Here is an 18173-nt window from a genome sequence, read left to right on the forward strand (position 1 = left end):
ATTTTTACCTAATATTACAAAGTACAATATCTCAATAATTCCAAATATAATTACTTTTATATAGTTCTTCATAATACCTCCTTTTGTATATTTTAATCTTCGTAACCATTTGGTCGAATCTCTTTAGTATTTTCTACAAACTGATCAATAGTAATATTCAACTTTTTAAATTCATATTTATTTTGTTTTAAAACCTTTACAATTTCAACTAATTCATCTTCTGTCGAGGTATATACTTCTTGATCTACATCCAAGTTTTCACATTCCAGTAGCCCTACCATAACTATTAATAAACCCAATATTCCAATAAACCTATATAATTTCATTTAACACCCCCATATGAATAAAAAATATCCTACTGTTCAGTTATACTTATTTTACCATATCTGAGACTTCATAACTATGAAATTTACTCAGGTTGTCATATTTACTATTAAGTAAAATTCAATATTGAATAATTTTGTGGCATAGTTTTGAAACAATACGTTATAAATTACTCTTATTGTCTTGCTTCTTAAATATTATGATCTAATATATTTTACATAAAAATATTCTCTCTTTATAAGAGTATATATAATTATTGTACTATAAAATATAATAGATACTATCATACTAGAATAAGATAGTTGTGGACTATCTTCCTGAAATATGATTATATTTCTTAATAGTAAATAGAATGAATTAGTCATTAATATCCAATAACCCCATTTTTTTAGTTTTAAATATCCATATATCATTGTTAAGTAAATCAAAATGACTAGTACTTTAACAGCATTTTCTGATATATTTGGCAACCCAAACCTAATTGCAAGGTCAGTTGATTCAGTAGAGTTAGTAATTAATGTAATCATCAAGATAAGTACACTAAAGATATAAAAATATCCAATCAAAGTTACTCCCCATGGTCTTTTCCAATTCATATGTTCACATCCTTTACTTCACACTTTTCTACAACTATGTGTCTAACCTAAAGTTCTATATGAAAGCATTAATTCCCTCTAAATTATAATCAATATTTTTCCAAATGTTCTATTTATTATCGGATTCCAACGTGAAATAATGTATGGTTTCGTACTAAAAATGACGTTCTTACACAAAAATTTTTTATACGTCATTAATATTCTAAAAAAATATTTTGAGATTATAATGTACAATAGCCTACGAAACAGTACTTCTCCTTATTTTTATTGTTAATATATGGTATAATATTTGTAATTAATTATCTGTTTCAAATTTAGGGGGAAATTTATGTTTAATATTAATGATAAGAACTTTATAGGTTATAAAATAGGAATTCCTTTATTACCAATACTATCTATAATAATTCTTTTCTCTATAGGAGTTAGATATGCAGGTACTCAATATCAGAATATATTACTTACTTTAGCGTTATTTTCGCAATTACTGTTTATGCTTCTTATAGGAATAAGATTAATTAAAATATATAAAAAGAAAGGTGCTTATATTAATATTATAGTATCGGTGATATTGATAGCTTTTCTCTTATATTTCTATGTATCTAAGCTATCATAGTACCTGAATATATATAATATTTAATAAAATGAGTTTTACTTAATAGTAATTATGACAAACTCATTCCACTCACTAGCCGCAAAATCTCATATATGGTAAAATATAGATCCCAAATTGAATAGAACTTAGTTGAAAATAAAGCTATCGATAGTAAGATTATGAGAAAAATAAAGGGGGCGCTAATAGATATGATTATAAGAGAAAATATAAGTACTTTAAAGAACTTAATTCAAAAAAACATTTTTTTAAAATTAATTATAATAATTTCAACATTAATATATCCTACAATATTTTTATTAGATATAACTGATATTCTTAGCATAGAATTTTTAAATCCCATGTTTTCAACAATGTGGATAGGATTTTATAGCTCTATTATTTTAATGTATTTTGTTGGTGTAAGTTTGATAAATATATTATTAGTACTAATTAATGTATGTATTATCTTATTTTTCATGTTCGCATCTTTAATGGGGGGGATTGAAGGTCCATTAGCACTAACTATTAAAATGATTTTACCCTTTATACCACTTGATTGGTTGGATTTTAATTGGTTGAATTGATAGTTCAATATCTTCTTTATTTTCATAATTATGTTTTATGACTATTAGAATCAAAATATAGCTTTATATGAGTTTGTCTTAACTATCATTATGACAAACTCATATAAAGCTACATACATATTGATATTACTAGGATAGCGTGTATTTTGCATTCTCTCCTTTTTATTTTTTACTATTTGAGTTTGTCATAACTAAAATTTTAGCTATATTATGACAAATTAGATCTTAACTAAATAATATCAACAATTAAGAATAACACAGCCTATTTTTATAATATAAATACATTGGACATTATATGATTCAAAGATTTAAAATATTGCACAATTTCTATATAGTATTAAAGAATAATTGGTCGATATATGGTTCTGTAAGTGGCAAATTTATGAGTAAATTCACAATTAAATTCCTTTAAAGTATAATCTATATTTTACTATATGTGCTATTTGTTAGACTCCAATATGAAAAAATGTAGAGTTTCGAAGTAATTTGTGAACCAATGGAAAATGGAAAAGGGCTAACTATGAAGGTTTAAATAGAGAAGTTCAGATGTTATCAATAAGCCTGAAATAATAGTTTTATAAGAACCCCTATATATGGTAAAATAAGTATAATAATAGTTGAAATTTAACTTAAAGGGGATATTTTCAAATGAGTATCATTAATTATCTAATAAAAATTTTTATAGTTTTTTTGTATCTGCAAGTATAAAGTTTATAGGGATTAAAGGAACATTAGAAAATTCTGCTTCTTATGATATAAGAATATTATCATATCTTTTATATGCACTTTTATTATTGCTCATAATTAAGTTTGTTTTTAGAAGGTACGAAAGTAATCAATCTTAGCTAGGTAATAGTAGAATAGAATCTTTATCATTGATAATTGGGAGGGGATAATTGTCACATAATAAGGTATTAATGTTTAACGCTATCTATATTGATCGGGGGAAAATAAATGAATAAGAATATTATTATAATAGGAGGAATTATATTAATAATACATGGAATAGTTTTATTAACTAGAAGAAAATTTATTGAAAAGGGGGAGTTTGGATATATATTTGTAATGTTTATCTCCATGACTCCACTCATTATGGATACTTTTGAAATGGAATATGGAAAATATCATTTATTAGGATTACTAATTGTGATAACCCCAGTGTGGATAATGCTTATTGTGCTTAATAGAGAAAATTATACTATAAGAAATATTAAAGGTGAAATGGTAAAGTCTATACTTATTGACATTCTAAATGAAAAGGATATTTCTTATGAAGAGGAGAAAAATAAGCTGATCTTGAAAAATTATAAAAATAAGACTATATATTGTAGAGGCAGCTTTAATTCAGTAGATATTAAATTTCGTGAAATCAGAGACTTACCCTTTTATAAAGAACTGAAAAAAGAGCTTAAAATAAAAATTAAAAGAATTAACCAAAAAACATTTCCTCTTTCAGGTCTTTTACATATTTTTGTAGGAATAGTATTTATAATTATTATTCTATAAATATAAAAAGTCGGATTAGTATTATTACCTCAAAAAGTTATAAGTTTAAAATATTAATCAGGAGGAAAAAAATGAAAAGTAGAAGTTTAGCTTTCTTAATATTGTCATTAGCAATTTCTTCAGGGACATCTTTAATAGATCGCTATATAGTACCAATACCTAATTGGCTAAGTATAGTACTTATATTCTTAGCTGCAACATCTCTTATTTATTCTATAAGTCTTTATATAAGAAAAGTAAGGCAAAGTTAAAAAGATACTAACTCTACATATGATAAATAATCACCATCAAAAAAGATTAAAAATATTAATAAAAATATAATCTTTTGTAGGAGGAATATAAATGAAAGCTCAAAAAATAGCAGGATTATTAATAATAGCCTTAAGTATTTTAACCTTTAGTATACAAACCTCACTATCACAGTTAACAATGTACATAGACCAAACAACCCCTGAATATTGGACAGATATTAGTAATTACATACCAAATACAATATATATAAGTACTATTATAGCTATAGGAATAGGGCTATACTTAATCTTCAAAAAAGAAAAATAAAGATTAGTTACATTATATAAAAGGAGTGACATTTATAATGCTAATTATTACATTAACAATAATGATGAGTCTATCTTTGATTGTTTCTATTTTATCATTTTTACAAAAAGGTCCTTTATTTTCTACTATCTACATCATTTCAAAGAAAGAAGATCGAGAGGAACTAAAAACAAAAGATGAATATTATTTTGTTGCCATTATTTTTTTAGGTATAGCAATTTCATTTGGAACTCGTCTAATAGATTTAATATTTGAGTTTCCTTTTATGAGAAAAGTTTCAGTTGTAATTATTATTTTTATATGTATATATGCTATCATTGGATCAATAACGACTGAATCTAAAAGAATTAAAAAGAATAGGGAATAATGCTAGAGTTATACAAAGGTATACTTAATATTAAAAAGTTAAGTTATTTATTAATATTTAACTATATCTATAATATTTAATTTATTCCATATATATAATCAACTAATCCTTGGAGAATAAAAAGAAATATCAATATTATTAAGAAAAATAACCTATATTTTTTCTCATGATGATTATTTTCTTCTTTTTTCTTAAGATATACAACTAGATATCCAAATCCAAGTATCATTATTAAAATATATATAATACTTTGAATAGTGTAGTACAAATATATAACCTCCCAAATAAAAGTATTTATCATTATCTTATCATGTTTTAGTAATATATGATAAAATATAGGTACTGATTTAAAGGGTTTAATGCTTTGTTATAGAATTTTATAATATTGCACCACTAGAAATAGCATAGGAGGAAAATATATTGAAAAAGAATGGAATTATTAAATTTTTATTTATTTACATTATTGCAAAAGCAATTACTTTAGCAACTGGTTTGTCTTATAATATATTTACTAAAGAGTTTAATTTGATGAAGCTAATAATTGACATAGCAATATGGGCATTTGCTTACTTTATAGTAAATTTAGTCTTTTCTAAATTATCAATTAAACAAAGAAAAGAAGTCCAATAATACTTTGTACTTTTTTAAAACTATTTAAAAAGATAACTTAAAGTACAGCATGACAAAATTAGCTTAACTTACATATACACATATTGATATTACATGAATGGAGTGAATTTCACACTCTATTCTTTTTTATTTTCCTTTTCCCAGATTAACTCCGATGAACTTTTGCCCTTAATATATATTTTATCAATATCAACATTTTTTAATGAGATATTAATATTAAAACTTCCACCGCCATGAAATATTGTAAATAATTGATATCTCATTCCCACATATAAAGTTTTATCCTTGATTTCTGTGATGTGCCCCACAAAATGGTCTGCACTATAGTATGTTGTTCCCCTCAAATTAACTGTATTATCTTCTACCTTTATCTCAGTAACAGAAGGTATACTACTTGAACAAGCATCAAAGCCAAATATCCTCCAACCATAGTCTATTGATAGAGTTAATAATACTGTAACGCTTATTAAGATAATTATTAGACGCTTTTTCATTTTATCCCCCTCTAAATTTGAGTTTAATTTATAATAAATTAATACTAACCTATAATCTCTATTAATTCAAATTCATTTCTCAACTTGTTATTACTGTTCTATCCTCTTTTAAAATGATATGCAATATCAAACAAATTGCTATATAGACTCATTAGATGAAACCTATAGAGATGCAGTAGCCCATACTATAAGGCTCTTATTATTAGATATTGAAAAGGAAAAAAGAGTAAAAATAGGAGAGAACTATATCCTCTCTAATATAGTAGAGAAGGATATAAGAAAATTAGATCACTTCACAATAAAATATGCTATCAATAAATTTAAGAAAATAAGTCAAAGTATAAATATTAAAAATACAATAAGCTATTTAAAGACCTGTATCTATAATGCTATAAATGAGAAAAAGATAGAATTAGATGCTACACTAAGGTACGAGGGGATAGTGTAGTTTCAAAATAGAATATTTTGTAAAATAAGAAGGGGAAAGGATATTAAATATAGAAATTCTTAATAAGTAGGATAAGGTGAGTAATGATTTAATAAATATTATTAGTAGAAATATCAGGAGGGTTTTATGAAGAAGAAAATATTAATTTTAGTCCTTATATTTATTGTATTTAGTATTCTATCACAATTTGGAAAGAAGAAAATAGAAGGGGGACTAGTAGATTACTTAAAATCAAAGCATTCAATAGAAATAGAATTTGATGAAGTCTATATGAGAAAACCTTCTAAGATACTTAATAAAGATGAAAGATCAGATTTAAATAAGAGAGATGTAGAAAATCTAATAAAATACTTAAATAGTCTAACAGTTAAAGAAGCAGGAGAAATAGAAGGAGAAGATAATCTTCCTATTGAAGAAATCTGGATTAAAAGTAGTGAAGGATATGATGAAATATCTATAAATATAGCTAGTAAAAATCAGTTTCTAATTATAGTATCTACATTAGAGGAAGAATATGACAAAGATAAAAAGGTTAATAAATTATATAATGACTCTAAATTTTATTGGTATGAAGTAATAGATGAAAATATTGACTTTAAGTTACTTAATGAGTTATATGAATAATAGAAATAGCTAATAGTAGTGATGAAAGTGAAATAGTATATCAAATTTAGGAAAAGGATAGATTGCTGAAGAAGCATTAGCTATTGCTCTGTATTGTGCCCTAAAAGAAAAAGAATTTAAAAAAGCTTTAATCAGGGCTGTAAATCATGATGGAGATAGTGACTCCACTAGATCCATATATGGTAATATATATTTAATAATATTAACCTTAATAAGGAGAGTAGATTCATGGAACAAAAGAAGAAAATATATAAGATAGGATTAATTATTTTTATAACTATAGCGATTATATCTATAGGGTATTATAGCTATTATAAATATCAACAAAATAAGCTTGTTTATCAGCCTCCCGAGGGATTTACTGTTGAGACTGATACAAGTGATATAACAAAAGTGGGAGAGAAATGGCTAGAGGAATACATTAAACAATATCAGAGGGATTATGTACCTAGAAAGAAAAAGATTACTGAATATACTGTTGATAGTATTGAAATAAAAGAAGATAATATAGTTCAAATTACTTTCGATATTGTACCCAAGGAAATCGATGAGATGACTGCCTCTAACTGGAATGGCGTTATAGAGGATAATAAAATTAGAAGTCAATGGGTGCTATGGTTTGAAGAGGGGAGCTACACCGATGGGGATTTTATCTATACCCTAAGTAAGTTACAGAGACCCGCAGGATATGACTTAGAAAAGTATAATACTAGTGGTGAAAAGGAAAAGGACGAATATGAGCAAGAGTATATAGCTGAAATCCCTTATGAAAAGGAGCAATATACTTATAAAATAGAAGATGGAATCTGTTATGTAAGCTATGATGAGGGAAGTAGCTGGAAAGAGGTTCCTATTTTATTAGAAACCTTAGTAAAAGTTGGAGATGGAAGAGAGCATTATAATAAACTTCAAGAAGGAAGTTATATAATAACTCCCGAAAAAACAGCTTTTGTCTATGGTGGTAATAGGGAAAGTAACCTTAAGATTATATATTCTGAGGATAGGGGCAATACGTGGCAAACCTCAGTAATAAATCAAACATTAAAAAGTAATAGAGTAAAATTTGTAAGTTTTCCAACGCCTACAACTGGTTATGTTATAGCCACAGGAGAAAGAACAATGTCCCAAGAAATGCAAACAATTTATAAAACTAAAGATGGGGGCATTACTTGGACAAAAGTAGGAAATGGACCTTGGACTTGGCTTTTACATTCTGTAGGCTTTATAGATGAAAATATAGGCTTTATTATTTATCAAGAAACAAACTTTTATAGGACAGAAGATGGAGGCAAAACATTTGAACCTATAATATTACCTGTTCATGAAGTGGAATATATGGATAATACTTATGAGCCTTTTATCCAACCAGAAACCCCCTACATGGAAGATGGAGAATTATTTCTTTTAGTAGGTCAGGGACCAGAAGGAGATATTATGGGAGGCAGAGTTAAAGCAAAATATAAATCCGAAGATAAGGGTAAGACTTGGAATTTTGTAGAATTAGTGGAACCTCCTTCTGATGAAATAGGATAATAAAAGGAAGTGTTGATCTTTTAATATATGATATAAATAAAAGGTTCACAGGGGGAGATATATTTGAAGAAAAGAATAATAGGTACTTTAGCTATAGCAATTATATTAGTTTTAGTATTTATGATAGTTAATAGGGGAGAGAAGGGAACTTTTGAAGAACTAATTCTAGATAATTATAAAGAGGAAAGTTATCATAGAGTATCAATGACAAAGTATCCTACTGATGAGAATGATTTTATAGATAAGAGAAGTGAAAAGCCAGAGGATGTAGAAAGGTTATTAGGAATATTTAAGGATTTAGAAATTAAAGAAGTAGAACACAGTAGTATTCTTGATAAATATTATATTAGGTTAGCAAATAACAACACCTATGAATCCTTAAGGATTGCTGTTTTAGATGAAAAAAATATATATGTAGATGTTAATATTATAGAAAAGATAGAGGAAGATAATTCAACCAGGTATGCTTCTGGAGGAAAAAATAAAAATTATGAAGCAACTAACGGTGAGATAGATATTGAACTAATAGAAGAAGTATTTAATGAAATGGAAACTATTGAATACAACTAACTATGAAGCGGGGGAGATTATAATGGATTGTACCTTCAAAACAGAAAAAGGAAAATTTAATTATAGAGTTGGAGCAATAATCATTCATGATAATAAAGTATTAATGGTCAAAAGCAGTAGCAGTCCCTATTATTATTCAGTAGGGGGCCGTGTGCATCTACACGAAAGTATGGAAGAAGCTATCAGGAGAGAAGTATATGAAGAGACTGGTATATCCTTTGAAATAGATAGAATGGGATATATCCATGAGAATTTTTTCATATTAGATCCCACAGGAGAAGAATACCATGAATTGTCCATGTATTATTATATGAAACCAATTGAAGACTATAGTTTAATTAATAAAAGTCTAACAGAAGATGGTATCGAAGAAAGCTTAGAGTGGATTCCTCTAAATGATATAGAGAATTATAATATATATCCTTCATTTTTTAAGGATGAAAAGTTGTTATCTAATGAAGGGATTATACATGTGGTGGATAGGGAGTAGTAGATAATGAGATACTTATAAAGACTTATTAAACTAAATGATTAGAAGAGAGCTTATCAAATTAGTGTAACGGCATATAAGCTTAAAAATAACTTTTAAATTTAATGAGGGAGAATATATGAAGAATATAAAGTGGGACAATGAAAAATTTTATGTTTTTAAAAACAGTATATATTTTTAAAATAAATCTATAAATTGGTAATAAAAGCACTATGAAAGTTGATTAATGGAGTGGATATACTATGATACTAAGTGTAAGCAGAAGAACTGATATACCAGCATACTATACTGAATGGTTTTTTAATAGGCTTGAAGCAGGAGAGGTATTAGTCAGAAATCCTATGAATTATCATCAGGTAAGTAGAGTGAAATTAAATCCTGATATAATTGATTGTATTGTATTCTGGACTAAAGATCCTACTAATATGTTAGAGCACTTGGATAAGCTTAAAGAATATAATTATTATTTTCAAGTGACTATTAACCCTTATGATAAGACTATAGAAAGAAATGTTTCTAAAAAGAATGATATAATAGATTCTTTTCAAAACCTTTCAGAGAAAATAGAGAGAGAAAGAGTAGTATGGAGGTATGACCCTATAATATTAACTGAGGATATAGACATAGATTATCATGAAAAATATTTTGAATACTTAGCATCTAGATTATCTTCTTATACTGAGAAATGTGTATTTAGCTTTATTGAAATGTATAGAAAGACAGAGAAAAATATGAAAAATATAGATCTAATAGATATAGATAAAGAAAAGATGCTTATATTAGGAGAAAAACTATATAAAATAGCTGATAAATATAATATTAGGTTAGAATCTTGCTCAGAAGAGGTTGATTTATGTCAAGTAGGCATTAATAATGCTAGGTGCATAGACTTAGAGATAATATCAAAGATAGTTGGACAAGATTTAGATATAAAGAAAGATAAAAATCAAAGGGAAATCTGTGGATGTGTCAGTAGTATAGATATAGGAGCATATAATACCTGTAAGCATGGGTGTTTATACTGCTATGCTAATTTTAGTGATAAATCAATGAAGATTAATAAATTAAAACATGATGTTAATTCACCAATGTTAATAGGGAATGTAGAAGAATATGATAAGATTACTGACAGAAAGATGGAATCTTACCGTATGAAAAATGTTCAACTAAGTTTGGATATTATATAGGATGAAATTAATACTTAACTGTGAGTGTAAGGATCTTCTTAATAAAGGCTAAGAAGATTCTTTTATTATTAAAATGAGCTATTTTTTAGCACTATTAGATCAATTGAATTTATTGTTATCTTAATATAAAATGTAATGGGCACTAAAGGAGAAAGAAAACCTTAGTGCTAATAATAAGACTGAAAAATACTAAATTGTAAGGAGTATATAAGATGGCTAAAATAAAAGAATTATTTATGTATATATCGCAGAAAAGATTACAATTATTTGTTCTTACTTTAATCATAACATCTTTATTTATATTTGTAGGTTGTAGCGATCCCTTTGAAGGATATACACTTATTGAAGTTGAAGGTGGGGATCAATCCGGCCATAGAGAAGCTAATGTGGTAGTTGATATAGGGTTTGGTGATAGAGAATATTATGCATTTACTAATGAATATGGTCAATTAGTAAAAGTAACTGCAAAGAAAATAATACCTCAGGATGATTCAACTGAAGATGTTTTATCAACTGGAAGATATTATTCTGATGAAGCAAAAGTGCCTGGTGTTGAAAGTCCAACCTTGGATGAGGGTCATGTGATTGCCGATTCTCTTGGAGGGGTTTCCAATGCATATAATATAACCCCACAGAATAGTACACTTAATAGACATGGTGACCAGGCATACATGGAAAAGGTAATTAGAGATGCCGGTGGATGTACAGACTTTGTGGCTATTATAACTTATCCAAATACTGAAACACAGATTCCGAGTCATTATAGTTACACATATAATATAAAAGGAAATATTGTAAAGGATGAATTTGATAATATAAATCCAGATGAAGTAAATGCAAAATTAGAATCTCAAGCACCATCGGAGAAACAAACAGAATCTATGAATAAAGAAGTAATGATTACTGAATTGGATAAAAAGGCTGAATATATTGTAATTAAAAATTCAGGAAACCAGGCAGTAAATCTTAAAGGTTGGAAAATTATATCAGTAAATGGTAATCAATCTTTTACATTTCCTAAATTTACTTTAGATCCAAATTCAGATGTAAAAGTAGGGGATTCTGAAAGAAATTCAGATATAGATTTTCATTGGCTTGATAGTCGAGGTACCTGGAACAATACTAAAAATGATCCTGCAGAATTATATAACATTAAAGGAGAACTGGTAGATAGGTACGATGATTAATGTAGTGACAAAACATTATACTAAGGGTTATCAGAAGAACAGATATATCAGCATACTATACCGATTAATTTTTTAATATACAACTGTAACATGTACATGAATAATATAAAAATTATTATAGAATATAATATATATGTAGAAACAGAGTTAATTGAAAGGGATGGGAGTTACTGTGAATAGATGTATAAGTTGTGTTTGGGATGACTTCAGTATACCACTAAAAAGATATATTAAGAAACGAGTATCAAATGAACAAGACTGTGACGATATTTTGCAGGAAATTTTTATTAAAATACATAATAATATTGAGAGTTTGGAGAATGATAATAAAATTCATGGATGGATATATAAAATAACTCGTAACACTATAATTGATTTCTATAGGAGAAATGATAAGAATCATTTGAGTATAAAACTGCCTGAAAATTTAGGGAATTTTAAAGAAGAAGAACTGTCAAATAATGCTGAAATAGCCTCTTGTTTAAAAGTAATGGTAGATAATTTACCTGATATATACAAAGAAGCTATTATTCTAACTGAATTTCAAAACATGACACAGAAAGAGTTGAGCGAAAAAACTGGTATATCTATATCTGGAGCAAAATCAAGAGTACAACGTGCTAGGAAAATGTTGAAGAGGATGCTTCTAGAATGCTGTCAACTGGATATGGATAGAAGAGGTAATATTATTGATTATAAACATAAAAGTAGTGAATGCAAATATTGTTAGAGAATTTAGCGTAAAATTGCGTCTTTTTTTCTTTTAATACGTCTGTATAGTTGAGAACATATTAAATGAAAAATGGATGGAGGGTGTTTAATGACTAAAAACAAAGAAGATATTAGAGATTTTATTAGAAAAAAATATTCCGAAGTAGCACAGAAAGGCGCTGAAGCCAGTTGTTGTGGAGGAGGATGCAGTTGCAGTGATGATCCAGTGGATATTAATGAAACATCTATCAAGATTGGGTATTCCAAGGATGATCTTTCGAATGTACCGTCCCAATCTAATATGGCATTAGGATGTGGAAACCCTATTGCTATTGCCTCACTTAAAGAAGGAGAAACGGTACTTGACCTTGGTAGTGGAGGTGGTTTTGATTGTTTTCTTGCTAGAATGCAGGTGGGGCATACTGGGTATGTGATAGGTGTGGATATGACACCGGATATGATTAAGCTATCAAGAGAAAATGCTATGGAAAGTGGGTATACAAATGTAGAGTTTAGATTGGGAGAAATTGAACATTTACCTATAGCAGATAGTACAATATAAATAAATAATTATTTAAAAATCCTTCTTTAACAGAATAAGAAGGATTTTTTATGTGTGTATAGATAATAAATAGAATAAATATTCTAATTACTATTGAATATAAACTAAACTTAAGTTCTAATAATTTATAATTATGTATCCTATTATAAGAAATTTAGATTGTCTTAAAGAATTATGGATATTGGAGGATACCTATGATAGGAGGAGGTTTTTAAATAAAATAATTTTTGTATTGACTTTAAAGTATTTAGTGTGTATAATGTGATGTATAGACATACACATTGGAGGTGGAACGTTGAGAAATTTAAATATTATTATATCTAATACCTCAGAAAAACCTTTATATGAGCAGATTAAGGAACAGGTTAAATCAGCAATTCTAGAAGGTGACTTAGATAATGGAGAACTACTACCTTCTATTAGAAAGTTTTCTACAGATTTAAATGTTAGTATTCTCACTATTAGACGGGTCTATGATGAGTTGGAAAAGGAAGGATTTGTTTCTAGTAAAGCTGGAAAGGGAACGTTTGTACTTGCAGGGAATAAAGACTTAATTGAAGATACCAAAAGAATTCTTATAGAAGAGAAATTAATTGATTTAATTACTATATCAAATATGTTAGATATTAATATAGAAGAATTACATAAAATGTTAGATATAGTTTATGAGGAGGTATAATTATGGAAGATGTATTAAGTATAAGTAAAGTTTCAAAGCATTTTAAGTCCTTTATTCTCAATAATATTAATATAAATATTAAAGAAAATTGTATAACCGGATTTCTAGGTAAAAATGGTACTGGAAAGACTACTTTAATAAAAATAATTTTAGGACTTGTACATAAAGATGAAGGAGAGATTCATTATTTTAGTAATCCTAATTTAAATAAGAAAGATATAAAAGATAGATTAGGTGTAGTTTTAGATGAAGGATACTTTTATGATAATTTAACATTAAATGAGATGAAGGATCTAGTTTCGTCGACCTATACTAACTGGAACAATAAGAAATATGAAAATTATATAAAGAGGTTTAAGTTAGATGGAAAACAATTAATATCATCTCTATCAAAAGGAATGAAAATGAAGTATGCTTTAGCCTTAGCTCTATCTCATAATGCAGATTTATTAATTATGGATGAACCTACATCAGGTTTAGATCCAGAAGTGAGAAAGGAATTAATGCAAATTTTAAGTGAATATGTGCAACAAGATGGCAAAAGTGTATTTTTTTCAACTCATATTACCAGTGATTTGGAGCAAGTAGCTGATGAAATAATAATTATAAATAATGGAGAAATTTTAGAACAAGTTAGTAAAGATGAGCTCTTGGAAGAATACAGACTTATAAAAGGAAATAATGAAATATTAGAAAAGTTAAATAAGAGTGATTTAAGTCTTATAAATAAAACAAATTATGGATTTAGTGCAATTACCAATAAATATGAAAAGATAAGAAAGGAATTTCCTGAAATAATTATTGAAAGAACAAATTTAAATGAAATATTTTTAGCAAAAACGGAGGTGTATTAATTTATGAAATCATTAATAAATTTGGTAAAGAAAGATTTTTTACAAATAAAAAAGTATATAATTGTAATGTTATTATTTAGTATAATAGCTCCAATTTTTATATCTTTTAGAACTCCTGAATTTCAAGCTAATGGGTTTTTGTTATATATGTTGTTAATATTTATGCTAACTTTCATGACGTATCATATGATTTCTATTGAGGAAATGAAACATAAAGGAATGATTTATATACAGACTACACCAATGCCAAATCATTTAATTGCTTTATCTAAAATAATTGTTGTTACAATAGTATTCTTTATTATTACAGGTATATTTGTATCGTTATCAAAATTAGATATTACTAAGGTAGGTAGTATAGAACAAAGTGAAGTTTTAGTAACTTTTTTACTGGTAGAATTATTTTTTTCAATTTATGTTCCTTTAACTTTTAAGCTTGGATATGTTAAGCTTCAAATAGTTAGTGCAAGTGTAATATTTTTAACCCCATTTTTAATAGGACTGATACCTAAAAAGCTAAGTAATAGCATCTTTACATTTCTAAAATTCAATAATATATCTAATAGTATATTATATATTACTAGTTTATTAATATTAATCACTTTAATATCCATTAGTATAAAAACAACATGTCTAATTCTTAATAATAAAGAATATTAAGTTGTATTATATATTACTATATAGATTTTTAGACATATAATTATAAAGAAAGGATTAATTTGATAAACAAATTATAATGAGGATGCTAAAAAAGATATATAAGGATTCAATGTTAATTAAATGAAATATTAGTTATATTCCTTCTAAAAGAGGTAAATTATAAATATAGATAATGATTGTATCTAAATTTAGGAGGGTTTTAATAAATGACTAGAAATTTTTATGAAGCTATAGAGTCAAGAAGAAGTAAATATGGAATAAGTGATGAATCACCTATTTCTGATGAACGAATAGAAGAAGTAGTGAAGGAAGCTGTGAAATATACTCCTACTGCTTTTAATTCTCAAAGTGGTAGAGTAGTATTATTACTTAAAGATAAGCACAAGAAGTTATGGGATATAACTGAAGATGCTCTAAGAAAAGTAGTACCAGAGAAGAATTTTAGTGATACTAAGGAAAAAATTGAGTCTTTTAGAAGTGGATATGGTACTGTATTATTCTTTGAAGATCAAAGTGTAATAGAAGGATTACAAGAGCAATTTGAATTGTATAAAGATAATTTCCCTATGTGGTCACAACAAGCTTCAGGTATTTTACAGTTTATAGTATGGACTTCTTTCGATATTCAAGGATTAGGAGCCACTTTACAGCACTATAATGAGTTAATTGAAGAGGATGTTAAAAATGAGTGGAACATACCTAGTAATTGGAAGCTTATAGCTCAGATGCCTTTTGGTAAACCAACTGTACCAGCAGGAGATAAAGAGTTTGAATCACTAGAAGATAGAGTTAAGGTAATAATGTAAGTTTTAGTTAAAAGCATCATTTAGCAATAAAGGATAGAGTTATAATTTTACCAATAAGTATTTCTTAAAATTTTAAGAAATACTTATTGGTTTTTTTATTATAAATTTATGGTTATAGAATTAATACGTACCTTAAAAATCGTAAAGGGGTAATCATATGTATTATGTAAGCATAATTGGAGCGTAGTTTTAGGTGTAGCTATAGCATCAAATATTGTATATATTTTAACGAAATAGGGAGTGGAACTAGTTAAAAATAAAAAAATAATTCCATATAGAGAACCTATTATAATAGATAAAAAGAGCTTCAATGGAAAAATATCTGACAAAAAACCCTGAAAAAAATATTATATTTAGGTGTGAAAAAGTAACTGAAACTGAAATTATAGATGCAATAAATATAAATATAAAAATAGAGTTTGTAAATGATATAAAAAAGAACTACAGCTGGAATTGGGAATTGTCAAGGGATGTTTTGAAGGCTTAGATTTAAGAAATTGATACTCATGTATAAGAATATTCCAATGAATAAAATTGCAAGTAGGGAAGAAGTTACTGATTCAGTACAATAAAGAATTTATATAAATAAAAATGAGAAATATAGATAAATAGACATTGATAAAGATATAACGATTATTGACAAGCTACTTTAAAACAAATAAACTAAATGTAAGAAGATTGTGAAAATAGAATATAATTTGAGACTAAGAGAGCGCAAGAGAAGCCTATGGAATGATAGGCAACTTTTAAAGCGCCCTTTTTTTATTTTAAAATATAAGTTGTAGTTATTGGAAAATATAATATAGAGTTATTGTAAATATAAGTTGGAGGTTAGAATATGGCAACTAAATTCTTTACAAACATACATGAGAATCCTATAATAAGCGCAGTAAATGATCTAAATATGGTAGATGAAGCATTAAAATCTCCTTCAAAAAATGTTTTTTTATTGACGGGTAATATTATGAATCTTAAAGACATAATAAATAAGTTCCAAGAAAAGGGAAAAGGAGTATTTGTTCATATTGACTTAATAGATGGTATTTCTCAAGATAAATGGAGCTTGGAATATATTGCTAAGAACATCAAGCCAGACGGAATAATTACAACAAAAAGTAATATAGCTAGGATTTCCAGAGAATTTGATATGTTTACTATTCAAAGACTCTTTATATTAGATGCATTATCTTTGAAATCAGGCATAAATCTTGTTAAGTCTACAAAACCAGATGCAATTGAGATTCTTCCAGGCATAATGCCTAGAATAATAAAAGAGATACACCATGAAACAAAAATACCCATCATTACAGGGGGCTTAATAAGAGATAAGGGGGATGTGATTGAAAGTATTAGCGCAGGAGCTGTCGGTGTATCTACAAGTAATAAAGATGTATGGTATATGTAGTGGTTAGTGATCTTATTAACGTATAATTAAATATTTTAAGGGGGACTTTTTATGTCAAATATGGCTATGTATTTAGCGGAGTTTTTAGGAACAATGATACTTATACTATTAGGTGATGGAGTTGTTGCAAACGTTTCCTTGAAAGGGACAAAAGCAGAAGGTTCAGGGTGGATTGTTGTTGCTACTGGATGGGGACTTGCAGTTGCTATGGCAGCATATATTACTGGATGGGTGAGTGGAGCTCATATAAATCCTGCATTAACTATTGGATTTGCTGTAATTGGAAAGATATCATGGTCACTAGTGCCAGGATATATAATATCTCAAGTACTTGGAGCTATGGTAGGAGCAATATTGGTATTTGTATCCTTTAGGAATCATTTTACAAAGACTGATGATCCAGATACAAAATTAGGAGTGTTTTGTACAGCCCCAGCAATAAGAAATTATAAGTGGAATGCTATAACAGAAGTAATAGGTACTGCATTATTAGTAATAGGAATTTTAGGAATAAATAATGGAAATAATGGAGTAGGTGTATTGAGTGCATTATTAGCTGGTTTCTTAGTATGGAGTATAGGTCTAAGTTTAGGTGGACCTACAGGATATGCTATAAACCCTGCTAGAGATTTAGGACCAAGAATTGCCCATGCTATACTTCCTATAGAAGGAAAAAGAGATTCAGACTGGGGCTATGGCATAATACCAGTTGTTGCACCGATAGTAGGTGGTATAATAGGTGCTGTAGTATACCAAGCTATTCTTAGTGTTTGGGTTTAAGGAAAAGTTTTAATAAAATCAGTATA

28 protein-coding genes are annotated in these 18173 nt (G+C 27.4%); 24 read left to right on the plus strand and 4 right to left on the minus strand.

The window, feature by feature from the left end; translation table 11 throughout:
• Window positions 1-92 precede the first annotated feature (92 nt).
• Both GOQ27_RS13950 and GOQ27_RS13955 read right to left on the minus strand, forming a co-directional pair.
• Window positions 93-326 carry a hypothetical protein gene (locus tag GOQ27_RS13950; protein ID WP_203367495.1) on the minus strand — a complete coding sequence of 78 codons (234 nt, stop codon included), beginning with the start codon at window positions 324-326 and terminating at the stop codon, window positions 93-95.
• A 195-nt stretch (window positions 327-521) separates the two neighbouring features.
• Window positions 522-920 carry a hypothetical protein gene (locus GOQ27_RS13955; RefSeq protein WP_203367496.1) on the minus strand — a complete coding sequence of 133 codons (399 nt, stop codon included), beginning with the start codon at window positions 918-920 and terminating at the stop codon, window positions 522-524.
• Window positions 921-1248: 328 nt separating this feature from the next.
• On the opposite strand from GOQ27_RS13955, the gene GOQ27_RS13960 reads away from it, so the two are divergent.
• From GOQ27_RS13960 to GOQ27_RS13985, 6 genes are all read left to right on the plus strand, one after another.
• Complete coding sequence (locus GOQ27_RS13960; protein WP_203367497.1) at window positions 1249-1533, plus strand: hypothetical protein; 285 nt, start codon at window positions 1249-1251, stop codon at window positions 1531-1533.
• Between the two features lie 158 nt (window positions 1534-1691).
• Window positions 1692-2096: a hypothetical protein gene (locus GOQ27_RS13965; protein ID WP_203367498.1), complete on the plus strand. Its 405-nt coding sequence runs from the start codon at window positions 1692-1694 to the stop codon at window positions 2094-2096.
• Window positions 2097-3050: 954 nt separating this feature from the next.
• Window positions 3051-3602 (plus strand): hypothetical protein, encoded by a 552-nt coding sequence (locus tag GOQ27_RS13970; protein WP_203367499.1) that lies wholly within the window; start codon window positions 3051-3053, stop codon window positions 3600-3602.
• A gap of 71 nt (window positions 3603-3673) precedes the next feature.
• Complete coding sequence (locus GOQ27_RS13975) at window positions 3674-3853, plus strand: hypothetical protein (RefSeq protein WP_203367500.1); 180 nt, start codon at window positions 3674-3676, stop codon at window positions 3851-3853.
• 91 nt (window positions 3854-3944) lie between these two features.
• Complete coding sequence (locus tag GOQ27_RS13980; RefSeq protein ID WP_203367501.1) at window positions 3945-4160, plus strand: hypothetical protein; 216 nt, start codon at window positions 3945-3947, stop codon at window positions 4158-4160.
• A 37-nt stretch (window positions 4161-4197) separates the two neighbouring features.
• Window positions 4198-4527, plus strand: coding sequence for a hypothetical protein (locus GOQ27_RS13985; protein ID WP_203367502.1), 330 nt, complete (start codon window positions 4198-4200; stop codon window positions 4525-4527).
• A 76-nt stretch (window positions 4528-4603) separates the two neighbouring features.
• Here GOQ27_RS13985 and GOQ27_RS13990 read toward each other — a convergent pair whose 3' ends face one another.
• The gene (locus tag GOQ27_RS13990) at window positions 4604-4795 is read right to left on the minus strand and encodes a hypothetical protein (RefSeq protein WP_203367503.1); all 192 of its coding nucleotides are present in this window, start codon (window positions 4793-4795) and stop codon (window positions 4604-4606) included.
• A 152-nt stretch (window positions 4796-4947) separates the two neighbouring features.
• On the opposite strand from GOQ27_RS13990, the gene GOQ27_RS13995 reads away from it, so the two are divergent.
• On the plus strand, window positions 4948-5157 hold the full coding sequence (locus GOQ27_RS13995) for a hypothetical protein (RefSeq protein ID WP_203367504.1): 210 nt from the start codon (window positions 4948-4950) through the stop codon (window positions 5155-5157).
• A 116-nt stretch (window positions 5158-5273) separates the two neighbouring features.
• Here GOQ27_RS13995 and GOQ27_RS14000 read toward each other — a convergent pair whose 3' ends face one another.
• The gene (locus tag GOQ27_RS14000) at window positions 5274-5651 is read right to left on the minus strand and encodes a hypothetical protein (protein ID WP_203367505.1); all 378 of its coding nucleotides are present in this window, start codon (window positions 5649-5651) and stop codon (window positions 5274-5276) included.
• Between the two features lie 118 nt (window positions 5652-5769).
• Here GOQ27_RS14000 and GOQ27_RS14005 point away from each other — a divergent pair, with 118 nt between their 5' ends.
• The 17 genes from GOQ27_RS14005 to GOQ27_RS14085 all read left to right on the plus strand — a co-directional run bounded on the left by GOQ27_RS14005 (window position 5770) and on the right by GOQ27_RS14085 (window position 18147).
• Window positions 5770-6099, plus strand: a complete 330-nt coding sequence (locus GOQ27_RS14005; protein ID WP_203367506.1) for a hypothetical protein — start codon at window positions 5770-5772, stop codon at window positions 6097-6099.
• Between the two features lie 126 nt (window positions 6100-6225).
• Window positions 6226-6723: a hypothetical protein gene (locus GOQ27_RS14010; protein ID WP_203367507.1), complete on the plus strand. Its 498-nt coding sequence runs from the start codon at window positions 6226-6228 to the stop codon at window positions 6721-6723.
• Between the two features lie 61 nt (window positions 6724-6784).
• Window positions 6785-6982 carry an ADP-ribosylglycohydrolase family protein gene (locus GOQ27_RS14015; protein WP_350445933.1) on the plus strand — a complete coding sequence of 66 codons (198 nt, stop codon included), beginning with the start codon at window positions 6785-6787 and terminating at the stop codon, window positions 6980-6982.
• Window positions 6952-8256, plus strand: a complete 1305-nt coding sequence (locus tag GOQ27_RS14020; RefSeq protein WP_203367508.1) for a WD40/YVTN/BNR-like repeat-containing protein — start codon at window positions 6952-6954, stop codon at window positions 8254-8256. The genes GOQ27_RS14015 and GOQ27_RS14020 overlap by 31 nt, the downstream gene beginning before the upstream one ends.
• 63 nt (window positions 8257-8319) lie before the next feature.
• Window positions 8320-8826 (plus strand): hypothetical protein, encoded by a 507-nt coding sequence (locus tag GOQ27_RS14025; RefSeq protein WP_203367509.1) that lies wholly within the window; start codon window positions 8320-8322, stop codon window positions 8824-8826.
• A 22-nt stretch (window positions 8827-8848) separates the two neighbouring features.
• A complete protein-coding gene (locus GOQ27_RS14030; RefSeq protein WP_203367510.1) occupies window positions 8849-9316 on the plus strand; it encodes an NUDIX hydrolase in 468 nt (155 codons plus the stop codon).
• 242 nt (window positions 9317-9558) lie between these two features.
• Window positions 9559-10503, plus strand: coding sequence for a DUF1848 domain-containing protein (locus GOQ27_RS14035; RefSeq protein ID WP_203367511.1), 945 nt, complete (start codon window positions 9559-9561; stop codon window positions 10501-10503).
• A gap of 212 nt (window positions 10504-10715) precedes the next feature.
• On the plus strand, window positions 10716-11690 hold the full coding sequence (locus tag GOQ27_RS14040) for a lamin tail domain-containing protein (protein ID WP_203367512.1): 975 nt from the start codon (window positions 10716-10718) through the stop codon (window positions 11688-11690).
• 172 nt (window positions 11691-11862) lie between these two features.
• Window positions 11863-12420 (plus strand): RNA polymerase sigma factor SigZ, encoded by a 558-nt coding sequence (gene sigZ / locus GOQ27_RS14045; RefSeq protein ID WP_203367513.1) that lies wholly within the window; start codon window positions 11863-11865, stop codon window positions 12418-12420.
• Window positions 12421-12510: 90 nt separating this feature from the next.
• On the plus strand, window positions 12511-12963 hold the full coding sequence (locus tag GOQ27_RS14050) for a methyltransferase domain-containing protein (protein ID WP_203367514.1): 453 nt from the start codon (window positions 12511-12513) through the stop codon (window positions 12961-12963).
• 295 nt (window positions 12964-13258) lie between these two features.
• Complete coding sequence (locus GOQ27_RS14055) at window positions 13259-13642, plus strand: GntR family transcriptional regulator (RefSeq protein ID WP_203367515.1); 384 nt, start codon at window positions 13259-13261, stop codon at window positions 13640-13642.
• A 2-nt stretch (window positions 13643-13644) separates the two neighbouring features.
• On the plus strand, window positions 13645-14496 hold the full coding sequence (locus GOQ27_RS14060) for an ABC transporter ATP-binding protein (protein WP_203367516.1): 852 nt from the start codon (window positions 13645-13647) through the stop codon (window positions 14494-14496).
• Between the two features lie 3 nt (window positions 14497-14499).
• Window positions 14500-15156 (plus strand): ABC-2 transporter permease, encoded by a 657-nt coding sequence (locus GOQ27_RS14065; RefSeq protein ID WP_203367517.1) that lies wholly within the window; start codon window positions 14500-14502, stop codon window positions 15154-15156.
• Between the two features lie 206 nt (window positions 15157-15362).
• On the plus strand, window positions 15363-15962 hold the full coding sequence (locus GOQ27_RS14070) for a nitroreductase family protein (protein ID WP_203367518.1): 600 nt from the start codon (window positions 15363-15365) through the stop codon (window positions 15960-15962).
• A gap of 310 nt (window positions 15963-16272) precedes the next feature.
• A complete protein-coding gene (locus GOQ27_RS14075; RefSeq protein ID WP_203367519.1) occupies window positions 16273-16449 on the plus strand; it encodes a bacterioferritin-associated ferredoxin in 177 nt (58 codons plus the stop codon).
• Between the two features lie 351 nt (window positions 16450-16800).
• Window positions 16801-17367, plus strand: a complete 567-nt coding sequence (locus GOQ27_RS14080; RefSeq protein WP_203367520.1) for a glycerol-3-phosphate responsive antiterminator — start codon at window positions 16801-16803, stop codon at window positions 17365-17367.
• A gap of 51 nt (window positions 17368-17418) precedes the next feature.
• Window positions 17419-18147 (plus strand): MIP/aquaporin family protein, encoded by a 729-nt coding sequence (locus GOQ27_RS14085; RefSeq protein WP_484477133.1) that lies wholly within the window; start codon window positions 17419-17421, stop codon window positions 18145-18147.
• The last annotated feature ends 26 nt before the right edge of the window (window positions 18148-18173 follow it).

This window comes from Anaeromonas frigoriresistens (assembly GCF_016820655.1).
GTDB classification, from domain to species: Bacteria; Bacillota; Clostridia; order Tissierellales; family SIT17; genus Anaeromonas; species Anaeromonas frigoriresistens.